Raw genomic sequence first — 25223 nt, forward strand, 5'->3', positions numbered from 1 at the left:
ATTACAAAGTTTCACTTCAGTGATCAGCAAACTACGAATAGCGAGTGATACATCTAATGAACAGGGGCTGGAAAGGTAACAACCTTTGAAAGCAAGCTTTCCCCGTCAGCTACCGTAACGTAGCTGAGTAATAATACCATAAAGTTCCTTGAAGTAATTGGAAAAAAGTTTAGAGAAATGAACTTTTTCTTCTAATGATTTTTTTTCAATATAGTTAATTGAATAATCCAAAAAGCTAGTAACCCAGCCATCCGTTTTTCCTAAGTCAGAATGTCTCACGGTACATTTCTCAAGCCAATTCATAAATTTAGTTGAACGGGCATTATTCAATTTACGTTTTTTAAAGTTTTTATAATTAATTAAAGTTTCCGATTTTCCATTAAATATTATTCTAAAGTATTGAATTAAATCATCATCATCAAAATACTTACTTTTATTTATTTTTGTTAATACAGCTTCCATATCGACTCCTCGAACTGTACTAAGCCATGAATAAAATATTTCTCTAGCATCCAAGTTTATCAGTGAGCCTTCTATAGTAGTACTTACTAAAATACAGTTTTGTTTTGCTAGTAAAATATTAGCATCTTTATAAAAAGGGATTAGAGAATTAGGTCGAAGAACTTTTAAGTGCAACTCTGAGAGTAAAATTTCCTTATCATTGAACTCTAAAAAATTTCTCGTTAAATAATTTAACTCCCTATTTTTTTTACTAAACCCTAAACAACTTTTATTTTTTTGCCGTTTAATTACTTCAGGAGTTAAATCTAAAGTACTACCATACCGCTTGTATTTTAGGTGATGTTTTTGTGTTTTACCGCTCTTATAAATATTTATACCTTTATCTGCATCAAAAAGAAACCTGTAAGGTACATCCGTGTTAACAAAGTCTGGGGTTATCCGTTTACTTACTGACTCATCACTAGCTTGGTATACATCAACACCTATTAAATGAGGGAACTTTCTTGCTAATGAATCATTTTCAAAAAGTTCCTTTTCAGTTTCTCCTTCGACAAAGAATATAAACGAACTAAAAAATAGCCTAGCTTCATTATCGCTAAAATTACATAGAAAGTTTTTATCCGAATAATTAGAATTGGCGCTTGAAACTTTCGTACAATGATCTGTACTTTTGGAAAAATGAAAAATCCGGTGATCACGACTAAAGTTTTTTATTACCTGCTTAACTATGTTAGGCGAATGTGTTGAAAAAATAAATTTAGGCCGAGGAGAGCTTAAAACACTACCACTAGCCGTAGTGTAACATTTTTCTAAAATTTCACTTAAATCATGAATAAGTCTTTCATTCATTTTTGGATGTAAGCCTAACTCCGGTTCATCAATGTATACAATAGGAGTTTGGTAAGTTCGTTTGGATAAATAAGATACCAATCTACACACAGTTATAATGTGATTATATGAATTAGTACCGTCTGAAGTCTTTGATAATTCAAACCCTTCAAACTCAAACTTATCACCTGATAATCCAACTTTTAAGTAATTAACTATCTTATCTTTATAACTATATTTAATTGTATTACTTAGTTTATTGACTTCTTCTATATTTTTTTTGTATGTCTTTAGTAAATCATTATCCTCAAGCATTTCATTTAGCTCATTTTGAAAATCAACAGCATTAAATGGTCGTAATTTACCAAGAAAGTGCCACAGTTCATTCCAATTATGAAGGTCTAAATGTCTTGAATCAATTTCAAAAAGAGGAAATATATCCAATAACACCTTTCTGAGCTCTCTATCATCATCAGAAAAATAATGTGTACCATCATTTTTGATGGTTAGTTTCAGTACTAACTCATCATTTTCAGCTTTTTTTCCAAGTAAAAAGAAGTTATTTAAAGTATTTTTACATCGTTTCGGAGAAAATAAAGCGCGACGAACCTTAGCAAAATACTTGTTCTTATGGTTTTTTTGAGCATGAACTAATTTATTGATGTATGTTGTGTCAAAGGTGATCTCAATGAAACCAGCTGAGTCATAATTTGAATTTAACTCGGGAGATAAACACCTTTCTTCCTCTAACGCTTTATAGTAAAAGTTTATTAATTTAAATATATTAGACTTCCCTGCATTATTTCTTCCTAGAGTGCAGTTAATTGTTAACAAATCATTGATTTCTATTAACTTAAATGAAAGTAAATTACTTATTTTTATTCTTTTTATACCCAAAACTGGTTCCCTAAATATTAAGCTTTATATTTAAAAACTTTTCCTCCCAAGCGGTTAAAGCTGTGAGCTGTTTTTCTATATATTTTCGTAGATTATACACTCTCTGCATTCCTTGCAATTGATGATTAAGTATTTCTTATTACTGTTGGGTCGGTTGCCCAAGCGAGTTGCTACGATTCTTCTTAAATCGTGAGACACTCCCAATTACTCTAGTTTACGACTATAGAGCATGACAGTGAATGCCTACCAATAGGCTGCTCACCAGGGCCTGATTTATTCGTTGTTGTGCTCGGGAACACATACTTAGAATTGAGATAGCCAAATGCTGCGCGCTCTCATCAAGTAAAATAACCATATTTTGAGTAATCGGTACTTTATGAGTTCTTTCGCCATTTTTATTTTGCTTCACGCGCTCGGCTGGGATTGTCCATATCATTTTATCAAAATAAAATTCTTGCTACTGTGCGCCTGTAACCTCTATTGGCCGACAACCTGTTAAAGTTATACACTTTAGTGCGTAAATAACTTGCTGGCTTATACCTAGCTATGGCAGGCGGTCAAATACTTGAATAACTTCGTCAAACTCTAGTGCTCTGGTTCGCGACTTTTCAAGGCCACCCACGCTCTTCTTTTTAACTGTGCTTATCGGATTACCTTGTATTAAATCTCGCTCAACACCAAAATTGAACATTTGCTTAAGGATGTATAGCGTTTTATTCGCCTGCGTTTTAGCACCTCTATCTGTTATTGGATCAAGCACTTTTTTAAAAATTTCACGGCGGGTTATTTCTTTAAGTTTGTAATTGCCAATAAATAGCAGAATGTCTTTCTCAAACATTCTAATAACTGGGTGTACATCTTTCCGGTTAGCTTTAATATCTCTTTCAATAAACTCATTTGCAAGTACAGCGATTGTCGGCGAGGTGCTTTCTTGCTTTTCAATCAGCGCTGCTTTCTTTTTGTAAAAAAACGTCAATACCACGCGACACATCACCAATATATTGTTTAGCAAGCAGTCTAGCCTCACTCACTGTTATTACCGATGAATTACCTAAGGCTAGTCTCCTTTCTTTCGAGCCTCGGCCTCCTAGGCGGTAATACAGATAATATACTTGTGAACGTTTTCCATCTTTATTTGGTTTTCCAAGATTTAAATAAAAACTGGAGATCTCAGTGTCATTGATTTTGGTAATTTCTAAAGGGATATTTTTGAGTAGAGATTCAGTTAATTTCACTTTGATTTATGCCATTTTTCGCACACTTATCGCACGGGCTGATTTGAGTTCACTAAACTTCACGTTTATTCACTAGGTATAATTTAAAACCTAATACCAACCTGTTTACACTGCACCACTGTGTCTTGTTTTAAAGACCTCTTTTCTCTCACCAAAAACCGCTATCTATTTTGAATAAAATAAAGTTAAGCGTATAATTTTCAATCAGATATTAATAATAGGTTTTTAATTAAACTGTATAATTACGTCGGTGCAAAACTAAGTTGAATTTAAGGCTCTGTATTAAGTAACTTAGCATAGCGATGATTTAAGTCATTCAGTAAGGGAAATAAAATGAAAATAGGGATAGATCTCGGTACAACTCATAGCGTAGTGGGAATATGGCAAGATAACGCGGTTAAGTTAATTCCGGATATGGAGGGTAATGTGCTCGTTCCTTCAATTGTTGGCTTGTCGGAAGACAATTATATTCTTGTAGGCCAAGCCGCTAGGGATCGATTAGCAACACACCCTGCACATACCATTTCAGAATTTAAACGTTTTATGGGCACTGATAAAACCTTTTCATTGGGCGAACAAAATTATAGCGCAACGGAATTATCTGCCATTTTATTAAAAAGCCTAAAAGAGCAAGCCGAACATTATTTGCAAGAGCCAATCACTGAGGCTGTTATTTCGGTACCTGCCTATTTTAATAATAAACAACGCCAAGCAACGCAACAAGCCGCTTTGCTTGCAGGTTTAAAAGTTGAGCGATTACTTAACGAACCCACCGCCGCAGCACTCGCTTATGGGCTCGATAATAAAGACTGTGAGCAAACTTACTTAGTACTGGACCTTGGTGGCGGTACATTTGATGTGTCGGTTATTGAGGTGTTTAACGATATTTTTGAAATACACGCCTCAGCAGGTGATAACTACCTAGGCGGTAACGACTTTACTAACGTAATTGAAGAAGACCTTTATAAGAAAAATGATTTATACAGAGGTTTTTTCTCAGATAGTGAAAATCGTAATATTTGGTCTTTGTGTGAGCGCTTAAAGTGCCAATTAACTAACGAGCCAGTAGCGAGTTTTAACTTTGAATATAAAGAAAAAACATACCCATATACTCTCACGCTCGAAGATTACCGTACATTGTGTAGCGAGTTAATAGAACGTATTAAGTTTCCTATTAACCGTGCTATGTCTGACGCCGATTTAACACTTGAAGACGTTGATGGGCTTATTCTTGTTGGTGGCGCTACACGTATGCCTATTTTTCAGCAGCAAATTAGTCGTGTATTTTCACGTATACCACAAACCCAATATAACCCTGACCATGCTATTGCCACCGGTGCTGCAATTCAGGCAGGTATGAGCGCACGTGATAAAGAATTAAAAGATGTAATAATGACTGATGTTTGCCCATTCACTTTAGGAGTTGAGGTAAATAATAAACATGGTCAGTCTGAGTTTTTACCTATTATAGAGCGTAACGCAACTATTCCCGTAAGCGAAACTCGTTCTGTTTATTCAGCTCACCCAGAACAAGAAAAAGTCCTAATTAAAATTTACCAAGGTGAACATTACCTCCCTAAAGATAATGTTTTTTTAGGTGATTTAGAAATAGAGCTTGAGCAGTTAAATATAGTACAAGAGTTATATTTAACTTATACCTACGACCTGAATGGTGTACTTGAGGTTGAAGTGACTAATGTTGCAAGTGGCAAAAAATACCGTACTTATGTAGGTGAAAATGAAGAAAGCCTGAGCGAAAGTGAATTGCGTGAACGTTTTGCACGACTTAACGCACTTAAGGTTTTGCCTAAAGATAAACTGGTAAATACTGCATTTAAAGCAAAATTAGAGCGCTTGTTTCAAGAAAACCTAGGAGATAAAAGGCGTGAAATTGGCGAGGCGATTGGCCAATTTATGGAAGTATTGGAAACACACGATAACCACAAAATAGAACGTATGATCGAAAATATAAAGCGCTATCTTAGTTATTAAAATTAGCTATTAAAGTTAGTTATTAAAGTTAACTAATAAAAAATAGTTTCAGTTAAAAAATTACATGCATTAAATAAAGAGTGAAGTAATGAACCATTGGAAAATATTAGGCATTGAAGCCACAACAGATAAACGCCTTATTAAACTCGCTTATACAGAGCTGCTAAAAAAAACATCGCCAGCTGAGTTCCCTCAAGAATTTAAAGATTTACGCAAAGCATACGAGTTAGCCATTAAAGAGGCTAAACAACCTACTCAAAATGAAGACAAAGCACCCAATCAAGTATTTGAAGACGAGTACGAAAAACAAGGGGTTACTAACGAGTCATTTTTTGATGAAGAAGCGCCCTCCTCTGCATCTACAGAAGTTGAAATTGTTAAGCCTCAACCAATTGAACTCAATTGTGTTCGCTCTATTGCAGAGCTGCAAATAGCGCTCAATGAATTATATTGTAATGTGTCATCTCGTAGCGATGTTGAACAATGGAAGTTATTATTTTCAGCCCCATTATTTTGGGATGTTGATCAAAGTCAGCAAGTCTTATTCACTTTAATTGATTTCTTGTCAGAGCATTACTTTTTATCTGCCACGGTATTTAAGTTTTTAGATGAGAGTATAAAAATCTCTAGCGAACTCGTCACTAGTAAAAATAATCACTACCGTGAACTTGCTATTGCACTGCACCATTATATTCAGAGCCTACCACTGCGTATAGAATCACCATCAAATATTGATGAGGATATTAGCTTTGAACAACTGCATCAGCATCTTCAGTTACGTAACTTAATAGAAGAACAATGTATATATTCTAAGCTGACAGCAAAGCAGCTAATGATATTAATGCAGCGAGTCAATTTGGTATTTTATAATGACGAGTCACTTTATCTTTATGTGGCTAACTATTTATGGACATTGGATGCATACACAGAAATCAGTAAGTTAGTTGGCTCGTTACCGCCACCTACCGATGCAAGCATAGAACACCTGCGAGATTTACAAGCACACGCAGAATTTAAGCTTGAAAACTATGATATTGCACTCACTATTTATCTTGCGCAGCGAGAACTTATAAAAAGTTTTTATGCGATGAAGATGACTAAAGAGATTGGTCTGTGTTATTTGCACCTTAAAGATTATGAAAAAGCTTATATATTTTTAAACTCTTATTTTTATATTCGTCCTGAGGAAATAGACCTTCGCTCTGCTTTGATTATCGCTCGTCGACACTACATAAAAGATCTTAAAAAAAATGAGGAAAGTAACGCGCTTAAAATAGCGACGTTGCAATTTGAAAATGGTCGCTATCAAGATGCGTTAATAACGACTCAAACATACTCTTTGGTTTTTGACGCTAATTGTAATTATTTGCAAGCTTTATGCCTTGCTAAGCTAGAACGCTTAGATGAAGCATTTGACGTTTTTATCGCCTTTATGAATCTTCATTTACAAAAGCTGGTAGATCCTTGGCCACTACTCGTTGATTTATTTATCTACTGCCCAGACTCAATTGATTTTAATTTGATAATGGAAACTATAGCTAAAAAAATACAGCCATCTCCTAATAAGTTTTACAAAACCCCTCGTGTACTAGGTTCTGTACAAGAGAATATATACTCACAATTAGAACTCAAAACATTAGATCTCCCAGCGACTGACCATGATGGAAAACCCACTAAACCAATGGGTTATGCCCTATATCCAGATTTAGAGTATAAACAGCAATATGCTTGGGCAATGCTACATGCGTTAATGGCTAAATTAGTAAATATCGAAAACGAAGCTGTTAAGAAGCAAGTAAAACAAGCCGCTATTTATGCGATTAAACAAGCTATGCCAAAAATCACACACCAACCAAGTTGGAGCTTAAAGTTTATTCACTTAGCTTTTGATATAGATGATTTTGATACCTGTATTAAGCTTGTAAACATTGCAATTAGCGAGTTTTCTAATTTACCACAAGCTTACTATTACAAAGGCCGATCGCTAGCGGCGTTAGAGCAATATAATGAAGCAATACCCGTATTACTATTAGCTGCAGATAAATATGGTGATCAGAGGCTTGGGATATACTCACTTGAATTTGCAGTGGAGTGTTGTGAAAAGCTCGTTGAACTTGGGCAACCAATGCATGCTAATTACAACGATATATGCTTAAAACTACAAACAACAAAGGAGATTGTAGATGCATAATCAAAGTGAAGTACCTTGTGTAATTAAGGATGATACGGACTTAAGCTCAGAGCAAAAATTATGGCTTATTAGCCTCTCAGGGCACCTTTCAATGCAAAATGGCTATTCATTGGATGTCCTAAAACATCATAATAAAAACTATACTGACGAGGCTATTGCTAAAGGAAATTTAAGTATTTTAGATAATGGTTATGGCGTTACAACAAAAGAAGAATTGATTGAAACTTTAAATGTTTTTTATAACACGTCAAATAGCCAAGTTTTTATGAGCTGCATGGCTGAACTCACCAGAAATGATTTATTAGCAACATACAACATTGAAGATAAATTTACCGCCTATCAAAATACGCCTATAGGTATTATGTCTGACTGGGCAGGAATACATAAAATCTCACTGGCTCGTTGTGGTATTAGAGCTTTTGATATTGGTCGCTATGCTTTTTTGTGTCGTTGTGGTGTTACCATTAATTTTTTAACTGAAGAAGAAGCATGGTGTTACCTCAAGCATATTGGAAAACTGGCACAGACCTTATTTGTTAGCTGGCAAGAATATGCAACTAGTTATGTGGTTGGTCGATGTATATGGCAGAAAATTAAAACTCAAGAAATGTACAGCGAGCCAAACCCTGATTTTAATTTTAGTCATGATTTATTTGAAAAAATAAATGATACGGCTGCTACATTGCAAAGTATATTAGCTGATGACGAGCACCCATGGTGCCAATTAGATTGGAAAATAGACTTTTGATCCCAATTGAAACTACAATATTTTGATTTTATAAATACAGATTGAATAACTCCTTTTGCAGCAGAGTTATTCAGTCTAGTTAGTATCAGTATTAGTGCTTGCGTCCTACACCATTACGTACCATGTCTTGGCCTGTTTGGAATACGTCTTCTGTAATCATGCGTGCTAAAAGTAGCTTTTGATTATCGTCAAACACAGCAACAAAACGGCTGCCATCTTTGTTATTAGTAGCCATACCAACACCGGCAACACCTTTAAGTCCAAAACCACCGTTTTCGACATCTATTAAAAAGCTTTCTAGTTCGGCTAAAGTATCAATTACGTCATTTTCATTATTCATTTTAAAACTCTTTTAGTAAGGCCTTGGCTAGGCTTTTAAATCATTATGGTGGCTATTTTATAGAGAAGAGCCAAAAACTTAAACCCTTGGCTCAGGTTAGTAACTAAATCGACTTTATAGCTAACTCTAAATTGCTTAGCGCACAACCAAACTCTTTTGCATTAACGCGATGATACTGCGTGTCACTCGTTGCAGTAAGGCTAATTATAAACTCATCTTGTTGGGCTACCGCACTTTGCTCTTGGCTTAGGCACATCGCTTGAGTAAGTGATCGCAGTTTTGAATTTGTTAAAATTGAGCCAAAACGCTGCACTGGCAGTGGAGGTATTTTTATAGCGGGTAACGCCTCATCTATTGTGCGCTTGCTTAGAGTAAACGTGTTATTGGTAATTTCAATTACACTGCTTGTAGGCCAATACGAGTAGCTATAGCTCTTACTCTCAGGTGGTGCTTTACCTTGGTTAGCTAAATGCACTACACCACTTTTGCCTATTACGGTTATTAAACTACCTTCTGGCGATTTAATAACAACCAAAGCTGTATTTTCATCAATACCAAAGCCATGCTGCATTTGTGTTTTAGTATTACTCGCTTCGCTATTATTTAGCGCAGCTGCGAGTCTAAACGTGCGGTTTTGTTCGCTAAATTGAGTATCTATAACACCAAAATTAAAGCTGCCAAGTCCACCAGCATTAGTGTTATTTTCACCTTTACGAAGTGCCTCAAGGCTTGTCGTATTTGTAAGCATACCCGTCACTTTACTTTGGATTGCTGCGCCCGCGCCTTCACCTACAATTACTGGGCGAGTTTGCAATGCTTGCGTCCACGGGTATGGATTATTGTTTTGATCAAATAATACCTTGTGAGTTAATGCTGCATTACCGCTATTAAACATCACACCGGTACTATTTTTAATAAGTGATACAAGTGCATTAGTGCCACTTTTGCATAAAGCGTATTCGGCCTTTGTGTACTCTGGATAAATTGCTTCCCGGTTATACACATTCATTAATGTATTTCTGAGAGCGGGTAATTCATCGCACGAGTTACTCGTAATCGCTTTAGCAAGTGCTGGCGTTAGTGCTAACCATTGAGTGCTTATATTTGATTGTGCTAAAAGACTCTGCGCTACATCTGCCGACTCATAAGGGTCGCGGCTCGATGCCGTAATAGCAAGCATGGTGGGTTTTGCGTTATTAACTTTTAAACTGCCCGACACAAATTGTAAAATACTATTAGTCGCGACCTCAATATTAAAATCGGTATTTACTTGCTCTTTTAAGCGCTCACCGTTTTTATCAAGTAGCGGCACTTCTAGCATATCAAATACAAAGTTGTATTCTTGCTGAGTCAGGCTTTCTAATTGCTGGTTATTTATATCGCGCCATAGCCATAATAAATCTGTTTTAGATACGCTATTTGACGATTTACCTAGCAAGGTTTTAAGTGTTTTTAATACAGCCGTTTTTGCCTCAACGTTATTATTAGGCCAGTGCTGTGTGATGTTTTTTATTTGAGAGTTATTAACCCTATATAGATTATGTAATTTACCTTCAACAACAGTCTCTTTTTCGCAGTTATTAAGCTTTGCGCTAGTACAAGTTGCAAGCTCTGAGCCCACTAAAATTAAAGTTTGGTTTTGCTCTTGAGCCACTGCATTTATTGAAAAACCAGCACCCAGTAACGCCACTAACATAACTCGTAATTTAGGCTGTTGATTACGTAAAAACGCACATATCATAATGTAAACTCTAATATAAATTATAAAACTAATGTGTTGCAGTTTAACAGCTAGCCACTTGAGCCTAAATATATTTTTATAAATGTTAAATAATTCAAGTCTCTGAAAAGCGATAGGGTTAAGCACTGCATTTAAATACATTGTTTAGTTTGCCAGCTACTCTCGCAAATATTGACTAAACAAATTTAAACCGAGCATTTATTGATCAAATCCATTGTTTAAATTACGGTGGTGCATTGTTTTAGTAACTGAGGTGGAATATGGACTTTTCTAATGAAGAGGTAAATTTTTTAGCTGAGTTATTCAAACCAAATACAAAGCAGCGCTCTCCCCGTAATCATATGCTTACAATGAAAAGCTCTGTACCCGCGAGTATTGCTCACCTTTTTACCCATGCAAATTTAACTTTGCTTGCTGAAGTTGCTAATTACCAACTTTGGTTTCCCCTGCAATTAAAAATTGATGAGTTAGGTGTAATTAACCCCACTTTGAGCGCACCAGAGGTAATTGATACAAAGGGCACTCAGCGAAGTTGGCGTTGGAGTGAGCTAAATATTAAAAGCCAAGGTTTTAATATTGAATCAATTTCCAGTACGGGCATATTTTTAAAACCATTGAAAAATGGAAAAAGCTTAAACAAATTACAGCACATGAGCTTTAACTTGCCTAACAAAGAAAGTATATCAATGGATATAGTACCCGTTAGGCAAAGTAGCTTAGGGATTGCAGCAAAAATAACTCAAATTCATAGCGGGCAAGAGCAACTAAGAGCTTATCTTTTTGAAGAGCACAAACGTCAATTTGCTAAATTATACGAAAACGGCCAATTAGTTGAACAATTAATTTAATAGCCTTAACCACCCTATACTTGCATTTAGTTAACTTTATTTAACGCTGTCTCAATGTTAATCTGTACTCCTATTTATAAATCATAGGGATATGACAATGCCAGGTGCTTTTGCGCACATTACTGCGGTTAATATTGCAACGCAAACCAAGTCACTCACTAAAATGGATATGCCTAAAAAGGCAAAACTTATTTTAAGCAAACGTCAAGCATACCTTGAACTAGGTTGTGTAGCCCCCGATTACCCTTATTTAGCTGTAGCGCAGCCTAGCCAAAATGCATGGGCCGATTTAATGCATTACGAGCGCACGGGTGATTTACTTAAAGCCATGATTGAATACTGTAAAACACTTGAAGATGAAGCATTTGAAAAGTGCTTTGCTTGGTTATGCGGTTATATGGCCCATGTTGCTGCAGATATAACGGTGCATCCAGTTGTTGAATTAAAAGTTGGCCCATATGAGCAAAACCAAACTGCGCACCGTACCTGTGAAATGAACCAAGATGCGTTTATTTGGCAACGTTTAAATTTAGGTGAGTTAGGCTACGCTGATCGCGTACAACAAAATATTGGGTCTTGTACTAACAAAGACGATAATTTTGATACCGATATTGCACAAATTTGGCAACATGCTTTATTAACAGTTCACCCACACTACGCCGCACAACACACGCCTAACTTTAATACATGGCATAACGGTTTTCAGTTTGTAGTAAATAATGCTGAAGAAAGCTATCGGTTATTTGCCTGTGCACGCCATGTTGCTGCTGATTTAGGTTTGTTTTATCCTCGCCCAAACGAAGTAGACTCCACTTTTATTGAACAGCTAAAAACACCGCACGAGCCAATGCATTACAACGATATTTTTGACTTTGCCGTTAGTAACATTCAGCACTATATAACCATTATTGCCAATGCCGTATTTTTAGATACTGATTACAGTGAAATTAAAAACTGGAACCTAGACACAGGCTACGATGAGCACAACACAATGACGGTATGGAGCAAATAGCATGAAACACTTACTCTGCATAAGCTTAATTGTATTACTTAGCGGTTGTTACACTTCAAAAAATAACAATCCAGAAATAATGGCCGATTTAGCCTCGCAATTAAAAGATATTGCTACCGCTGTAGACGGCACTTTAAAGTTTAGTGAAACACCCTATTCATCCACTGATGAGTTATTAAAAGCTGCCGTTAATAACGATTTAAGCAAACTTACGCCCTTTAACGAGTACACGTTTATTGTGGATGTACAAGATGATAACGCCGTATTACTTTTATGTGATGCTGACACTGCTTTAATTGAAGATGCAGGCTGTACTGCGCAATCAGACATACAGCATTGGAAATCGGGAGCTGTGCAACAGTGCAAAATAACTATAAACGCCCAACAACTCTGTAATTAGGTAATAAAACCAAGCTAGCTTTATAGAGCATGCATAGCTCTTAGGTGAGCATGTTCTATATAGTGGCCACTAAATACATTTAAAGTTGAGCTGTCACTTCTTCAGGGTTAAACACTAAGCCATGGCGGCTAACATGTTCTGCAAATCTTTCGGCTAGCATTGGTTTAGCAAAGTAATAGCCCTGAAATTCTTTACACCCCATTTGCGCCATTATTGCTACTTGTTCTTGGGTTTCTACCCCCTCAGCTACACACTTAATATCAAGCTCTTTACACATAGCATGTACTGCCTTAACTAAACTTTTTTGACGCTTTGAGCTCGTTACTTGGCTTATTAATGAGCGATCTAACTTGAGTTTGTTAATTGGGTAGTCGGCAAGGCGTGCAATATTAGAATATCCCACCCCAAAATCATCGACCGAAATAGTAAAACCCCACGATTGCAGTGTTTGCATAAGCTTTAACGAATGGGCTTGGTTAGCCTCAAGGGAAGTTTCAGTCAGTTCTAACTCTATTTGAGGCGGCTTTACGTTAAAGTCGGCAAGGTATTTAACTAGTTTTGACATAAAATCGGTTTGGCTAAAATCAATTAGAGATATATTTATTGCCACCGGCACACTCGGTAAACCCGCTTTAGTCCAATCGGCAATTTGAGCGCACACCTTTTGAATAATCAGGTCGGTTAGCCGACTAACCATTCTGTATTCTTCGGCAATAGGAATAAATACCACTGGCGACACATTACCCAGTATTGGACTGTTCCAACGCGCTAAGGCTTCAAGCCCTATACATTGACCCGTTGCATCTACTTTAGGTTGATAGTGCACCGACAAATCGCCCTGCTGAAGCGCTTCATCTAATAACATTGAAATTTCGTATTTTTCGATAAAAGCTTGTGATTGTTTTTCGTTATAACCACTAAGGGCCATATTACAATTTGCTAGTTTAAGTGCTTCGCATGCATTGCTAAGTACTGTTGCGCTGTTTTTTCCATGATCAGGATACTTTGCAAAACCAAATAAAAATGATTGCTGACACTTAGTACCAAACACATTATATTTTTTATCTAATGTATTTTTTATTTGTATTAATAGCTTATCTTCAAGCTCGTTTTGCGAGTTTGCCACAATTATAAAAGCGAGCTTTCCGACTCCTATATGAGCACACAACAGCGGCTCATCTGGCATCGCTTTTAAACGCTTGTATGCGTTAATCAGTAAGGCTTGAGAGTCGGCTTTAGTGAGCTTTAAATTTAAGTATTCACTATTTGCACTTTGCGCAACAACAATATAAAAACCTTTTTGGTACTTACTTGTTAGCCTATCGCATTGCAGTTCAAACCATTCTCTATTAGGTAGCCTTGTTCGCGAGTCTCTAAAGCGTAATCGTTTGTTTTCTTGTTCCATCATCGATAAATTTTGTTTAATGAGCTGCTCTTGCGTGCAATCGTAAAAGTCGTATACACGGTAGTTTGTGCTCATTGTTATTTGCTGATAACTGGCTTTAAAATAGCTTTTTTTGTACTTCACAATTTTATTTTGCGCATTTGGATCGTCAAAAGATAAAGTAGGAAATAAATGAGATAGGTTAACGCATTCTTCTTTTAATTCTTTTTTTATACCAAACATATCAATAGCATGTTGATTAAAATCAGTAATGACAAGGTTTTCGTCAACAATAATTTTGGCTTTATTTGATTCGGTGAATAAGCTTCGATAAAGCTCATTTTTGTCTTTAAGGTGTGTATTAGCGCTTATCATTGTTTTGTTTAAACGCTTAGCAGCCACAATTGTGCGTGCTACAGCAAGGGGAATACAAATGTTAAAAAATAAAAATATAAGCCCTGTAATGTATAAGTCCGCGTCGGGAAGTTGTTGAGCTATGCCGGTTAAACCCGAGACATCAACGTTATTGATGATCATATAAAACGGCGCAATATTTAATACGCCATAAGCAAGGGCTGTTCTATAACCAAGTAGCATAAGTGCGATTATCGGGCAAGAATACATATACATAGAACCCACTTTAGCAAGCTCTAGGTCTGTTAAAAATAAGTTCATTGACACGCTAGCAGCTACAATGGCTATTAAAAGTGCATGAGCGCTAAAGTGATAGAAACGCTTACTTGCTATAAGTAAACCACATGCAGTAGCAAGAAAGCTGCTTGTTAATACAACAATATAAATTAAGTTAAATTCAATAGCGCTTGTGTACGTGTGGCACGCCACAGCAAAACATAACACCATTACTAATGATAGAATAATGCGCAGTGCACTTATTCGCCAATTAGCAACCTGACCAGGGGCTGAATAATGGTCATTTAATAAAAAGAATCTATTGAAAAAATGCATAATAAACAACAGTTAAAGCTCATTCTTCTATTAGACATTGATAGCTTGTTAAAATCAATCTAATGAATGTAATTTCTATTTACATAGTTCTATAAAATAGACAAGTGTAAACCTACTTGTTAGCCGTTAAACATTCATTTTTCGAGTGTTTTTACAGTTATCTTCTTTAAGAGCGAAACCGCTGCACCCTAAAAATTCACCGTGCTTAGATTTGCGTTTACGCATTTCGCGCCCACACTTTTCACAAATTGGGTGCTGCGTTTTACATTCTGTATTCACGCATTGTGAGTATGTGTTTTTATCTACCGATGGGCTACTACAGCTTTTGCACACTCGCAATTTAGTTTCGCAAATTTGCGTGTTAGTACAACTATAATAATCACCATATTGGCCCGTTTTGGGCACTATTAACCCGTCACTGCACGTACTACATTCTCTTTGCTTTAGTTGCGGCTTATTAAATAATGCGGAACCAATTTGAATGGGGTAATCATCATTTATTAATTCTTTTATAAATGCGGAGCATGCATAAGGGTCGGCAATTAAATACGCTTTATGTTTAGCGCGTGTAATGCCTACATAAAGCAAACGCCTTTCTTCTGAGTGAGTGAATTCATCTTGCTTTGGTAATAACGACTCCACCAGCAAGTTATTTTGATTGTCGCTCGGAAACCCTAATTTACCTTGTTCAAAACCAATAATAATACAGTAATCGGCTTCAAGCCCTTTGGCACTATGCAATGTCCAAAAATGGAGAAGGTTTGTATGCTTTTTATCTTTTAAATGCTGTTGCACGCTATTTAACATGTATCGGTATCGACTAAGTATGGCAATGCTGGCTGATCCATCATTTTTTTGAATAGTGCTTATCGCTTGTTGTACTTTTATTTCTATCGATTTAGTGCCTTGGTATAAGTCGTCTAACAAAATAACTTGGGGTGTAGTTACTTGCGTATGTGTGCTGATCTGCTTTTTATATTGCTCAGGGTTTTGCATTACAAAGCGACCTGCTACATCGCTAATACTATTGTTATATCTAAATGTTTTTTGCAGCATTGTAAGCGAGTGGCTACCCACCAGCTCATTAAAGCGGGTGGTAAGCGCTAAGTTACCACCCGAAAACCGATAAATTGCCTGCCAGTCGTCACCTACTGCAGTAAAGCGTATTCCGTTACCATGCTTTAATATGGCACTTAAAAAAGCCATTCGCGCGCTTGATATATCTTGAAACTCATCAACTAAAATGTGACTCCACACAATATTAAAATCTCCGTTTACCACCGCCTTTGTTGCTTGAATTATCATGTCGTCAAAATCAATGGCATTTTGTGCGCTTAGTTCATTTATATAAGCCTCATGAATTTGCACTAACAAGTTTGCGTATTGTTGATAGTTTTTAATACCGCTTTGTTTAATGCGCTGTGCTATTTGCTTATTACTTAGCTGCTCCACTCGAATAGCTTGTAAGCATTTTATGTACTTATCAACCCCTTGCTGTAACTGCCCTGAGTTATTTAATGTATGAAATATTTCATCGTTACTTAAAGGCGTTAATTCAACATTATGCTGCTTCAATTGCTTAGCGAGAGTGTGCTCTAGCTTTCCTTCTACCCAATTGTAATGAAAGGTTTCGAGTAAGGTGGTGCCATTTTGTTTATGCAGTTTACGCTTAAATGCAATTTGCTCGTTATAATGTTTTTTATCTATATCGGCACGTGTATTACCTTGCCTATCAATGCCAAAGTGCTCTAAGTAAATATCATAGTGAGGTATATAAAAATCAGGCTTATATTGCCTATTTAGCACGGTGCCTTGGTCAAAGTGATAATTCACCTCATAGCTATGCGGCACGCTGTTTAAATGCAACCAGTTTGAAATTAACACCTCCTGATAACTTTTTACTTTATGACCTGCAAGGCTGCGGTATTCGTTATCGCGTATGTATCGCTCGTACTGTGCATTATCTTTAAAGCTAAATATATCAATTGGCTCATGGAGTAAATCTACAAATACTTTTAAAAATTGTGGCTCGGTTTGTATTTTTTTACTCACCCATGCCGTTAACCAACTATTTAATTGAACTGGGTCTGTTGCAAATTTTGACAATTCGATTGGCTTTTTAGCGCTTTGTAATAGTTTAAGCCCAAGCGCATGAAACGTTAAAATAGTGGGTGCTTTGGTATGTAATTTTGCATGTGTTGCGCGTTTAATAAAGCGCTCTTTAAGCTCATTAGCTGCTGTTTTATTATAGGCCAGCACCAAAATTTGCTCGGGTTTTGCAATATCACACGCTATTAAATCTAGCGACTTTGCGACCATCACAGATGTTTTACCTGTGCCTGCTGCCGCTAATACTAAGTTTTTGTCGTTATCGCGTATTACTGCTAAACGCTGCTCTGTTGTTAATGGATTTGACTCTACTTGATTAAAAAAATCATTTTTAAGTATCAGTTGTTTTTTTTCATATTTATGGCGCAACTGTGCAATAGCATCAAGGGAATTGGGTGTGGTGCTCAGTATATTTAAAAATTTAAGACTACTTGGCGATAAGTGTTGTTGCCATGTATTTGTACTTTGAGCGTACTGTTTAACAAGTGAAAACACATCGTTATTAAGTGTATTTAGGGAACTATCACGTAAAAACTCATCTAAAGCATAACGCTTTAGCAAAGTTTTGGCGTTATTTACCTTTTGCTCAAGCATGGCCGAAAACTGTGTATTAATGGCAGTATTTAAAGTATTAGCCTGTGCTTTGTTTAAAAAGCTAATTGATGTATTGCTGCTGTCGCACAAATTAATTTTGGCACTAAATAAACGGTTTTTAAGTATTGAGTAATTATAAAAGTCTTTAATTAAAAATGTTCGTGCGGGAGCACGTCTAAAATGCACAACAAGGTGCTCTTGTTCAATACTTACGTGTTTAATACGGGTAAAAAAACGGCCTAGCCAACTTGGAGTAGCAATATACTGCGCCATAATACTCAATATGAAGATATGCTTTACCTTAATTGTAACATACTCTTTTATAATACATTTAGCGCTAAATCGATGCTTACTTAGTAAACAATTTAATTGGTAAGTTAGTTTTTAAACCTGGTGATTAATGTTTTATTTACACCCGTTAACAAATTTAAACATTTATAGATAGCTTGTTGTGTAACAATGCACATATACAAACTTACACTTCATATAATTGTTAGGTATATCCCCAATTAAACAATTATTTACAGCCTAATTAAGTGGTTTAAAGGAGCTAACATGCTTAAAAAATGCATTACCACAACGGCTTTAATTTTAGCATTATGCGCTTGCACGTCAGAAACAGAGTCGGATTTAGTAAAAACACAAGGTATTTGGGCAGGTTTTGAACTGGTTTCTGACGGCAACCGCACGCGTGTTAACGCAGAACTAAATGCAGGCGATGCGAATGGCTCTAATATTGTTTTAAGCGATAGCGACTCATTAAGGGCTGTTGTTAATAACACTTCTATTGTACTTACAAAAGATACCGATTTTTTAGACGTTGATTACCAAGCTTATATAAATGCCACTGACGATAATCAGCAGTTTGATATATTATTTACACGAGACGATGGTATAAATGCTAATTCAAGCGCAGAACTGCCTTTAAATTTTATTATTTTAACCCCGAGTAACGATCAAAATTTTGGTATTAATAGTACTCTTACCGTTCAATTAGATGGCACTGATCCTAACAGTACAAGCCAAGTAGAACTTAGCAGTAGTTGCACTACCAATAATAATGAAACACTTTTGCAGTCAACATTTTTTGCGCTTAATTCATCTCGCCTTGAAATAAATTTACAAAGCTTAGATATGTTTAACACCTCGCAAGTAAATAAAAATAAAGGATGTGATTTAACAATTAATATTAAACGCGAACGGTTCGGTAGTATTTCAGGTGAATATGCAAACCAAAGCTATATTAGGGCGCAGCAAACACGCGCTATTAAAAATATGACTTTAACGTTTTAATTTGCACGCTAATTTACTCAGCGTTAAGCTATACCTTTATTAAATAATTCTACCAATTGTAATTGCCCTCCTAATTTTTATGAGGGCTAATAATAATTGATATAAAGGTTTATTATGACTAATAGCACATACCCGATTGGCACACCTGGCAAAAAATGGAATAACAACGATAAAGCCCAGTGGTTAGCACGCCAAAGCATTAAACGCAGTTACCAAAACGAAGTCGTAACGCTAATTAATGATCTTAAAAACACCTTAGATATAGAGCAATACGGCGAGCTTAATTACGCCGCAGGTACTTACCCATTATATATATTAAAAACGCCTAACTTTAATGCTAATAAACCAACTGTTTTAATCACCGGTGGTGTACATGGCTATGAAACAAGTGGCGTACATGGCGCACTTAGGTTTGCTAAAACATCGGCTATGCAATATTGCGAACAGTTTAATATTATTGTTGCCCCCTGCATTAGCCCTTGGGGTTACGAGACTATAAACCGTTGGAACCCAGATGCTATTGATCCTAATCGCTCATTTTACGAGGGTAGCCCAGCTCAAGAATCAGCCGCTATTATGGCGTTTGTAAAATCATTAGGTACTGACTTAATCGCTCATATTGATTTACACGAAACAACAGACAGCGATAACAGTGAATTTAGGCCCGCACTTGCTGCGCGTGAAGGCACTACAAATACTAACTGGAACATACCTGATGGGTTTTATTTAGTTGCAGACACCAAAAAGCCTGAGCCAGAGTTTCAAAAAGTGATTATTGAAAGCGTTGCAAAGGTAACCCATATTGCACCGAGCGATGAAAACAACCAGCTAATAGGCGTACCGCAAGAGCAATTTGGCGTGATTAACTATGCAGCACGCGATTTAGGTTTATGTATGGGCTTTACTGATGCACCCTTCGTAACAACCACTGAAGTGTACCCAGATAGCCCAACTGCCACCGATGAAGAATGTATTTTGGCACAAGTAGCCGTTATAACAAGCGCACTGAAATATATAGGTGCAAATACGCAATAGAAACTGCATATAAAAACCGCACATAAAAAATGCCCAAGGAGAATATCTATTTGGGCATTTTTTGTATTTTTATGAAGCTTTATCAATCTTAGTTTTTATAAAACTGACTGTCTTTGGTTATAGTAATACTGGCGTCTTCTTGCGCCGTTACAATAAACTGTAGCTTACTCACTTTACGCTCAATATCGTAACCATCGGCTGTTACGGTCACTGGTACGCTTTTCATAACACCCGGTTGAACAAGTGTAGAGCGTGGGCTTGAGAGTATTGCACCAGGTAAACCCTCTATAGCGATGCTGTAATGCAGTGCTTGTTGGGTTTTATTAATAATAGTGAGTGTGTAAGGGTTTTCTACTAAGCCTTCATAGTTCACTCTGTAGAGCGCATTTCTGTCGCGTAGTACCGAGGCTTCTATTGGAGTACGTTGCAGCATCCATGCAAACATAGAAATGATTAACAAAGCCGTTAATGCGCCGTATCCTACTAGTTTTAACCTAAATGGATTGGTTTTCCCCCCTTCCATTTGTTTTTCACTCGCGTATTTAATTAAGCCTTTTTCGTAACCAAATTTATCCATGGTATCGTCGCAAGCGTCAATACATAAACCACAGTTTATACATTCATATTGCATTCCATTTCGAATGTCTATACCTGCAGGGCATACGTCTACACACAAGTTACAGTCTACGCAGTCACCTAGGTTAAGCTCCTTTGGATCGGCTTTACGCTTACGCGGACCACGGCTTTCACCTCGCTTACTGTCATAAGTAACAAGCAACGTATCTTTATCAAACATAACAGCCTGAAAACGAGAATATGGGCATGCAATAGTGCACATTTTTTCGCGTAAAAACCCTGCATTTCCATAAGTACAAAAAGCGAATAAAAACACCCAAAAACTTGTAATACCTGACCATTCAAACGTAAGCATTTCCATATACAAACTTTTAGCCGGAATAAAATACGCCATAAACGAGGTGGCAGTTAAAATAGAAATAACAATCCATGCGCTGTGTTTAGTTATTTTTTTACGCCAAGTACTTAGCGTCCACTCTGATTTATCTAGCTTTATTCGCTGATTTCGCGTGCCCTCTATACGCTGCTCTACCCACGAAAACATGAGCATCCATATTGTTTGAGGGCACGTATACCCACACCAAATCCGACCCAACCAGTTAGTTACAAAAAACAACGCAAAGGCACCCGCCATAAACAGCAGCGCTAAAATCATAAAATCTTGAGGAAGGAGTGTTAAACCAAAAATAGTAAATGTTTGTGTTGCCACATCAAGCAATACAGCTTGTTGTCCGTTGTATTGGATCCAAGGTATGGCAACAAAAGTTAGCATTAACAACCAGCCTAAATTACGGCGTATGCGCTGAAAAAAACCTTTTTGCTCGCGGATATAAATTGGCCCTTCGTTGTTGTAGGGCTTAATGATCATGTCTTCTTCTTTAATATCAAACTTCATAGTACTTGCTTTATTATGACGGTGTTAAGCAAACTATTGCAACTTTCAGACCAAACTTAAACTTAAGTTACCTTATTGATATTTATATACTTATTAAAATAAACAAAAACAACAATCGCGATATAAAGCGAATTGCGCGATATATAACGAATTCTCGCTAATCTTTATTTATACCCAGTTTTCGCATTTTTGAGCGCAGTGTACTCTCAGGCAAACCCAGTTTAACGGCAGCCCCTTTATCTCCCGATATTTGCCAGTGCGATAACGCGAGAACAGAGATTATATGCTGCTTTTGTGCTTCATCGAGCGTAAGCGAAGGGTTAATAACGACTTCACCACCTGCTTGTAAAGGTTGGCTTAGCTGTAAAACAGCCTGATTAGATAAAATAGCTTCGCGTTCAAGCACATTTTGCAGCTCTCTAATGTTGCCTGGCCAATCATAGGCTTGCAGTTGTGTAATTGCTTTTTTACTTAGCCCTTTTAAATGTTTGCCCAGTCGTTTATTTAGTTGTGTAATTAAATTCGCGCATAAATAAGGAATATCTTCTTTTCGATCTTTTAAAGCAGGCACTTTTATAGGAAATACATTAAGCCGATAATACAAATCAATTCTAAACGTGCCCTTTTGTACCATTCCCCATAAATCGCGATTAGTCGCGGCAACCACTCTAATATTTACTTTTAGTGTGTTACTGCCGCCTACGCGCTCAAACTCTTGCTCTTGTAGTACTCTGAGCAATTTACTTTGCGCCTCAAGCGGCAGCTCTGCTATCTCATCTAAAAACAAGGTGCCTTTATCAGCAAGTTCAAAGCGCCCTTTACGACGCTCATTTGCACCTGTAAACGCACCTTTTTCGTGACCAAATAATTCCGACTCTAGTAAACTCGGTGTAAATGCTGCGCAATTTACTTTAATAAAAGCTTGCTCGCTGCGTTTACTTAACCGATACAAGTTACGGGCTACTAGCTCTTTACCTGTGCCGTTTTCGCCAAGTATAAGCACTGTACTGTCGGTTTCACTTACCAGCTTTATTTGATCTAACATGGTTTGAAATATATGGCTTTGTCCAACTAGCCCTGATTCTTGCCAATCTTCGTTAAGCTCTGCAATTAAGTAGTTGTTTTCATCTTTTAGCTGCTCACTTAAATGCTTTACTTGCTCAAGTGCGTTTTGCAGCGCATTTTGTGTTTGCTGTTGCAGTGATATATCGCGAAATACCGCTACAGCACCAATTAATTGATCATTTCGATAAACCGGTGTTGAAGTGTACTCAACGGCAAACGAACTGCCGTCTTTACGCCAAAAAATTTCATTTTTAACTTCACGACGTTTTCCATCAAACATGGTGCAATATATTTGGCATTCATCCGCAGGATAAGGCGTACCATCAGCATGAGTATGGTGATGATATTGATGTATTTTTTTACCTAATAACTCCTCTGCTCGCCAACCAGTCATGCGCTCAGCGGCAGGATTAACAAACACAGCATTACCCGATAGGTCAAAACCATATATGCCCTCACCTACTGCATTGAGCAATAACTTAGGATCGTTTAAAAATTGTTTTATCATAAATGCACCTCGCGAAATATCGCGAGCATTATGACAATTTTTTAAACTAAGCGCACTCATTACTTAAAATGCACTTAAGTGCTCATTAAAACGCTATAAATAATGCTTAAACAGTGTTTTTACATCTATTTTTGCACCTAGCCTTGCGGCTATTAAGTAAAGTCCTGCAAGTTTTCGGTGAATAAATAAAGCGTCAACCGGTGGCGTATGCCATTGCTGTGATTGCGCGCTAAGAGCAAGCCCTGCATTTTTAATTTTTAGCGCCAATTCACTATTTTTAAAGTCAAACTCACCATTTACTCTTAGTGGTTCGCATGCCATTAAAAATAAATCGATAACGTTATTTTTGTAGTCATCAACCAAGTCATTTTTAAAATAACCAATGTGTGAAGCCGCAAGAAGCACTCCTTCTCGGTTGTTTTCACTGCCCGCTTTAAATAAGGCTAAATAAGCGTGGCTGAGCTCAGATGATATTTCTCGCGTTGCACCAAAATCAAACAAAACAATTTTTTGTGTATCAAGCTGATAATGAAAGTTGGCAAAGTTAGGGTCTGTTTGAATGAGTTTAAATTCAAACATCTCTTTAAAAAACAAATCAATTAGCTGTGCTGCAACAAAGCTTTTCTGTTTATTAGGTAGCTCTGTAATACTCTCAATTGGCTCAGCCTTTATATATTCCATCGTAAGTACTTGCTGCGTACTATGCTCTGGATATACGTTAGGTACTTTAAAATGGGGATTAGTTGCTAATGCATTTTTATAACGTGTTAAATAATCAGCCTCCAGCTTATAATCAGCTTCGGCCAATAACTGAGCTTTGGCTTCACTAATAAGCGGTTTAATATTAAGATCTTTTGGCAATAATCGAGAAAGCGTTAATAACGAAATAACATTGTCGACATCGCTCACAACACTTTTTGCAATACCAGGATATTGAATTTTAACAGCCAGTTGCTCACCATTCTCCTTATAAGCTAAATGTACTTGCCCAATAGAAGCCGCAGCAAAAGGTCTTAATTCAATATGAGAAAAACGCGCTAGCCAGTCATCCCCCCATTGCTCTTTTAATACCTCTACAAGTTGCTTATGAGGCATTGGGTTGGCATCTGAGCGTAGCAAAGCAAGTAATTGAGCTAATTCAGGACTGAGCAAGTCACCGGCATCCATTGAGAGTAATTGCCCTAGCTTCATTGCAGCACCACGTAAATGTGAGAGCTGTGTAGCTAGTTTTTCAATATTTTTAGGTTGTAGTAATAAACTTTTGTTATCCCAACCTTTGCCCGTTAGTGCGCTCTTAGCACCATCAACTAGCATGTTGGTTGCAACACCTGTTGCTAGTGAGCCTAATTTTGCAAAGCGAGAAAGTCGAGAGGTGGGAACAGTTCGAGGAGCCGCCATAATATTAAAACCTTATTAGCCTGAGAGTCAGGCTAATAAGTACGTATATTTTAAGTAGGTCGATCTACTTATAAACTAGGTACTAGCTTAATTGCGCCTTCAACAATTTGTATATCAAGCGGTAGCTTGCTTAATAAAACCATTTTAGGATCGTCCATATTTAATGTATAAACAGGATTTACTGCTAAAAAGGCATTAATTACTTCCATTGCTTGGCTATCAAGTGCGCCTAAATTACCGCTAAAACCACCGGCATCTACACTCGAATCAAGTAACTTAATATTACGTAAAAACACCGCATTTTTCTCACTGTCGTAAAATGGGCTGCCTTCAATTTGAAGCTGTAAACGTACTGGGTATTTTAACGCAAAAGCGTTAATTTCTGCGCTTGTGTCAGCACCAAGTACAACCACATCACGATTTTCTGGACCAATGTTTACGCTCAAATCATTTACATCAAACTGAACTGGTAAGCCCATTAAGCTCACTTTTTCACTTAGTTTTGGTAATTGCTTACTAAGTACAGACTCAACCTCTGAGTTAGTAAATGAATATACTGATATGCCTTGCGTGGTATTACAAGCAGTTAAAAATAACGCTGCAATAATAACTAAAATTCTCATGAGAACCCTTTTATTTATAATGAAGTAATGATGCTTATAAAAAAGCCGCTATTAAAGCGGCTTATTAAAATACTAACCAGTAT

At 36.8% G+C, this 25223-nt stretch carries 19 protein-coding genes; 8 read left to right on the forward strand and 11 right to left on the reverse strand.

Annotation, left to right across the window (positions count from 1 at the left end; genetic code table 11):
* Positions 1-105 precede the first annotated feature (105 nt).
* From I6F50_RS06280 to I6F50_RS20280, 3 genes are all read right to left on the reverse strand, one after another.
* Complete coding sequence (locus I6F50_RS06280) at positions 106-2187, reverse strand: retron Eco8 family effector endonuclease (RefSeq protein ID WP_197175647.1); 2082 nt, start codon at positions 2185-2187, stop codon at positions 106-108.
* 544 nt (positions 2188-2731) lie between these two features.
* Positions 2732-3163: a hypothetical protein gene (locus I6F50_RS20275; RefSeq protein ID WP_231612985.1), complete on the reverse strand. Its 432-nt coding sequence runs from the start codon at positions 3161-3163 to the stop codon at positions 2732-2734.
* Positions 3126-3422, reverse strand: coding sequence for an Arm DNA-binding domain-containing protein (locus tag I6F50_RS20280; protein WP_331458713.1), 297 nt, complete (start codon positions 3420-3422; stop codon positions 3126-3128). The genes I6F50_RS20275 and I6F50_RS20280 overlap by 38 nt, the downstream gene beginning before the upstream one ends.
* A gap of 333 nt (positions 3423-3755) precedes the next feature.
* Between I6F50_RS20280 and I6F50_RS06290 the strand changes: the two genes are divergently transcribed.
* From I6F50_RS06290 to I6F50_RS06300, 3 genes are all read left to right on the forward strand, one after another.
* Positions 3756-5414, forward strand: a complete 1659-nt coding sequence (locus tag I6F50_RS06290; RefSeq protein WP_024593047.1) for an Hsp70 family protein — start codon at positions 3756-3758, stop codon at positions 5412-5414.
* Positions 5415-5502: 88 nt separating this feature from the next.
* Complete coding sequence (locus tag I6F50_RS06295; RefSeq protein ID WP_024593048.1) at positions 5503-7605, forward strand: CDC27 family protein; 2103 nt, start codon at positions 5503-5505, stop codon at positions 7603-7605.
* On the forward strand, positions 7598-8353 hold the full coding sequence (locus tag I6F50_RS06300) for a DUF1266 domain-containing protein (RefSeq protein ID WP_024593049.1): 756 nt from the start codon (positions 7598-7600) through the stop codon (positions 8351-8353). The genes I6F50_RS06295 and I6F50_RS06300 overlap by 8 nt, the downstream gene beginning before the upstream one ends.
* Positions 8354-8444: 91 nt before the next feature.
* Here the strand turns inward: I6F50_RS06300 and I6F50_RS06305 are convergent, their stop codons facing one another.
* A complete protein-coding gene (locus I6F50_RS06305; protein ID WP_007580368.1) occupies positions 8445-8693 on the reverse strand; it encodes a hypothetical protein in 249 nt (82 codons plus the stop codon).
* A 103-nt stretch (positions 8694-8796) separates the two neighbouring features.
* Positions 8797-10434, reverse strand: coding sequence for a cyanophycinase (locus I6F50_RS06310; protein WP_197119437.1), 1638 nt, complete (start codon positions 10432-10434; stop codon positions 8797-8799).
* A 260-nt stretch (positions 10435-10694) separates the two neighbouring features.
* Between I6F50_RS06310 and I6F50_RS06315 the strand changes: the two genes are divergently transcribed.
* From I6F50_RS06315 to I6F50_RS06325, 3 genes are all read left to right on the forward strand, one after another.
* On the forward strand, positions 10695-11282 hold the full coding sequence (locus tag I6F50_RS06315; protein ID WP_165728861.1) for a hypothetical protein: 588 nt from the start codon (positions 10695-10697) through the stop codon (positions 11280-11282).
* A 97-nt stretch (positions 11283-11379) separates the two neighbouring features.
* Complete coding sequence (locus tag I6F50_RS06320) at positions 11380-12294, forward strand: zinc dependent phospholipase C family protein (protein WP_165728862.1); 915 nt, start codon at positions 11380-11382, stop codon at positions 12292-12294.
* Position 12295: 1 nt separating this feature from the next.
* Entirely contained in the window at positions 12296-12694 is a 399-nt protein-coding gene (locus tag I6F50_RS06325; protein WP_024593055.1) for a hypothetical protein, read from the forward strand.
* A 79-nt stretch (positions 12695-12773) separates the two neighbouring features.
* On the opposite strand, the gene I6F50_RS06330 is transcribed toward I6F50_RS06325, so the two are convergent.
* The gene (locus I6F50_RS06330; RefSeq protein WP_197175649.1) at positions 12774-15044 is read right to left on the reverse strand and encodes an EAL domain-containing protein; all 2271 of its coding nucleotides are present in this window, start codon (positions 15042-15044) and stop codon (positions 12774-12776) included.
* A gap of 126 nt (positions 15045-15170) precedes the next feature.
* Entirely contained in the window at positions 15171-18020 is a 2850-nt protein-coding gene (locus I6F50_RS06335) for a UvrD-helicase domain-containing protein (RefSeq protein WP_197175657.1), read from the reverse strand.
* A gap of 282 nt (positions 18021-18302) precedes the next feature.
* Between I6F50_RS06335 and I6F50_RS06340 the strand changes: the two genes are divergently transcribed.
* Both I6F50_RS06340 and I6F50_RS06345 read left to right on the forward strand, forming a co-directional pair.
* Positions 18303-19040 carry a hypothetical protein gene (locus tag I6F50_RS06340; protein WP_165739497.1) on the forward strand — a complete coding sequence of 246 codons (738 nt, stop codon included), beginning with the start codon at positions 18303-18305 and terminating at the stop codon, positions 19038-19040.
* A 114-nt stretch (positions 19041-19154) separates the two neighbouring features.
* Complete coding sequence (locus tag I6F50_RS06345) at positions 19155-20075, forward strand: M14 family metallocarboxypeptidase (protein ID WP_165739499.1); 921 nt, start codon at positions 19155-19157, stop codon at positions 20073-20075.
* Positions 20076-20163: 88 nt separating this feature from the next.
* On the opposite strand, the gene ccoG is transcribed toward I6F50_RS06345, so the two are convergent.
* The 4 genes from ccoG to I6F50_RS06365 all read right to left on the reverse strand — a co-directional run bounded on the left by ccoG (position 20164) and on the right by I6F50_RS06365 (position 25140).
* On the reverse strand, positions 20164-21546 hold the full coding sequence (gene ccoG, locus I6F50_RS06350) for a cytochrome c oxidase accessory protein CcoG (RefSeq protein WP_197175660.1): 1383 nt from the start codon (positions 21544-21546) through the stop codon (positions 20164-20166).
* A gap of 157 nt (positions 21547-21703) precedes the next feature.
* A complete protein-coding gene (locus I6F50_RS06355; protein WP_165739521.1) occupies positions 21704-23119 on the reverse strand; it encodes a sigma-54-dependent Fis family transcriptional regulator in 1416 nt (471 codons plus the stop codon).
* 93 nt (positions 23120-23212) lie between these two features.
* Entirely contained in the window at positions 23213-24517 is a 1305-nt protein-coding gene (locus I6F50_RS06360; RefSeq protein WP_165739523.1) for an AarF/ABC1/UbiB kinase family protein, read from the reverse strand.
* Positions 24518-24585: 68 nt separating this feature from the next.
* Positions 24586-25140, reverse strand: coding sequence for a DUF1439 domain-containing protein (locus tag I6F50_RS06365; RefSeq protein ID WP_165728869.1), 555 nt, complete (start codon positions 25138-25140; stop codon positions 24586-24588).
* Positions 25141-25223: the final 83 nt, after the last annotated feature.

The organism is Pseudoalteromonas sp. NZS127_1 (genome assembly GCF_015864295.1).
GTDB classification, from domain to species: Bacteria; Pseudomonadota; Gammaproteobacteria; order Enterobacterales; family Alteromonadaceae; genus Pseudoalteromonas; species Pseudoalteromonas arctica.

What these genes read in the sequence shown, in the direction of transcription:
- I6F50_RS06290 (WP_024593047.1), top strand. Translation starts at nt 3,756, where the DNA reads ATGAAAATAGGGATAGATCTCGGTACAACTCATAGCGTAGTGGGAATA.
- I6F50_RS06295 (WP_024593048.1), top strand. Translation starts at nt 5,503, where the DNA reads ATGAACCATTGGAAAATATTAGGCATTGAAGCCACAACAGATAAACGC.
- I6F50_RS06300 (WP_024593049.1), top strand. Translation starts at nt 7,598, where the DNA reads ATGCATAATCAAAGTGAAGTACCTTGTGTAATTAAGGATGATACGGAC.
- I6F50_RS06305 (WP_007580368.1), bottom strand. Translation starts at nt 8,693, where the DNA reads ATGAATAATGAAAATGACGTAATTGATACTTTAGCCGAACTAGAAAGC.
- I6F50_RS06310 (WP_197119437.1), bottom strand. Translation starts at nt 10,434, where the DNA reads ATGATATGTGCGTTTTTACGTAATCAACAGCCTAAATTACGAGTTATG.
- I6F50_RS06315 (WP_165728861.1), top strand. Translation starts at nt 10,695, where the DNA reads ATGGACTTTTCTAATGAAGAGGTAAATTTTTTAGCTGAGTTATTCAAA.
- I6F50_RS06320 (WP_165728862.1), top strand. Translation starts at nt 11,380, where the DNA reads ATGCCAGGTGCTTTTGCGCACATTACTGCGGTTAATATTGCAACGCAA.
- I6F50_RS06325 (WP_024593055.1), top strand. Translation starts at nt 12,296, where the DNA reads ATGAAACACTTACTCTGCATAAGCTTAATTGTATTACTTAGCGGTTGT.
- I6F50_RS06330 (WP_197175649.1), bottom strand. Translation starts at nt 15,044, where the DNA reads ATGCATTTTTTCAATAGATTCTTTTTATTAAATGACCATTATTCAGCC.
- I6F50_RS06335 (WP_197175657.1), bottom strand. Translation starts at nt 18,020, where the DNA reads ATGGCGCAGTATATTGCTACTCCAAGTTGGCTAGGCCGTTTTTTTACC.
- I6F50_RS06340 (WP_165739497.1), top strand. Translation starts at nt 18,303, where the DNA reads ATGCTTAAAAAATGCATTACCACAACGGCTTTAATTTTAGCATTATGC.
- I6F50_RS06345 (WP_165739499.1), top strand. Translation starts at nt 19,155, where the DNA reads ATGACTAATAGCACATACCCGATTGGCACACCTGGCAAAAAATGGAAT.
- ccoG (WP_197175660.1), bottom strand. Translation starts at nt 21,546, where the DNA reads ATGAAGTTTGATATTAAAGAAGAAGACATGATCATTAAGCCCTACAAC.
- I6F50_RS06355 (WP_165739521.1), bottom strand. Translation starts at nt 23,119, where the DNA reads ATGATAAAACAATTTTTAAACGATCCTAAGTTATTGCTCAATGCAGTA.
- I6F50_RS06360 (WP_165739523.1), bottom strand. Translation starts at nt 24,517, where the DNA reads ATGGCGGCTCCTCGAACTGTTCCCACCTCTCGACTTTCTCGCTTTGCA.
- I6F50_RS06365 (WP_165728869.1), bottom strand. Translation starts at nt 25,140, where the DNA reads ATGAGAATTTTAGTTATTATTGCAGCGTTATTTTTAACTGCTTGTAAT.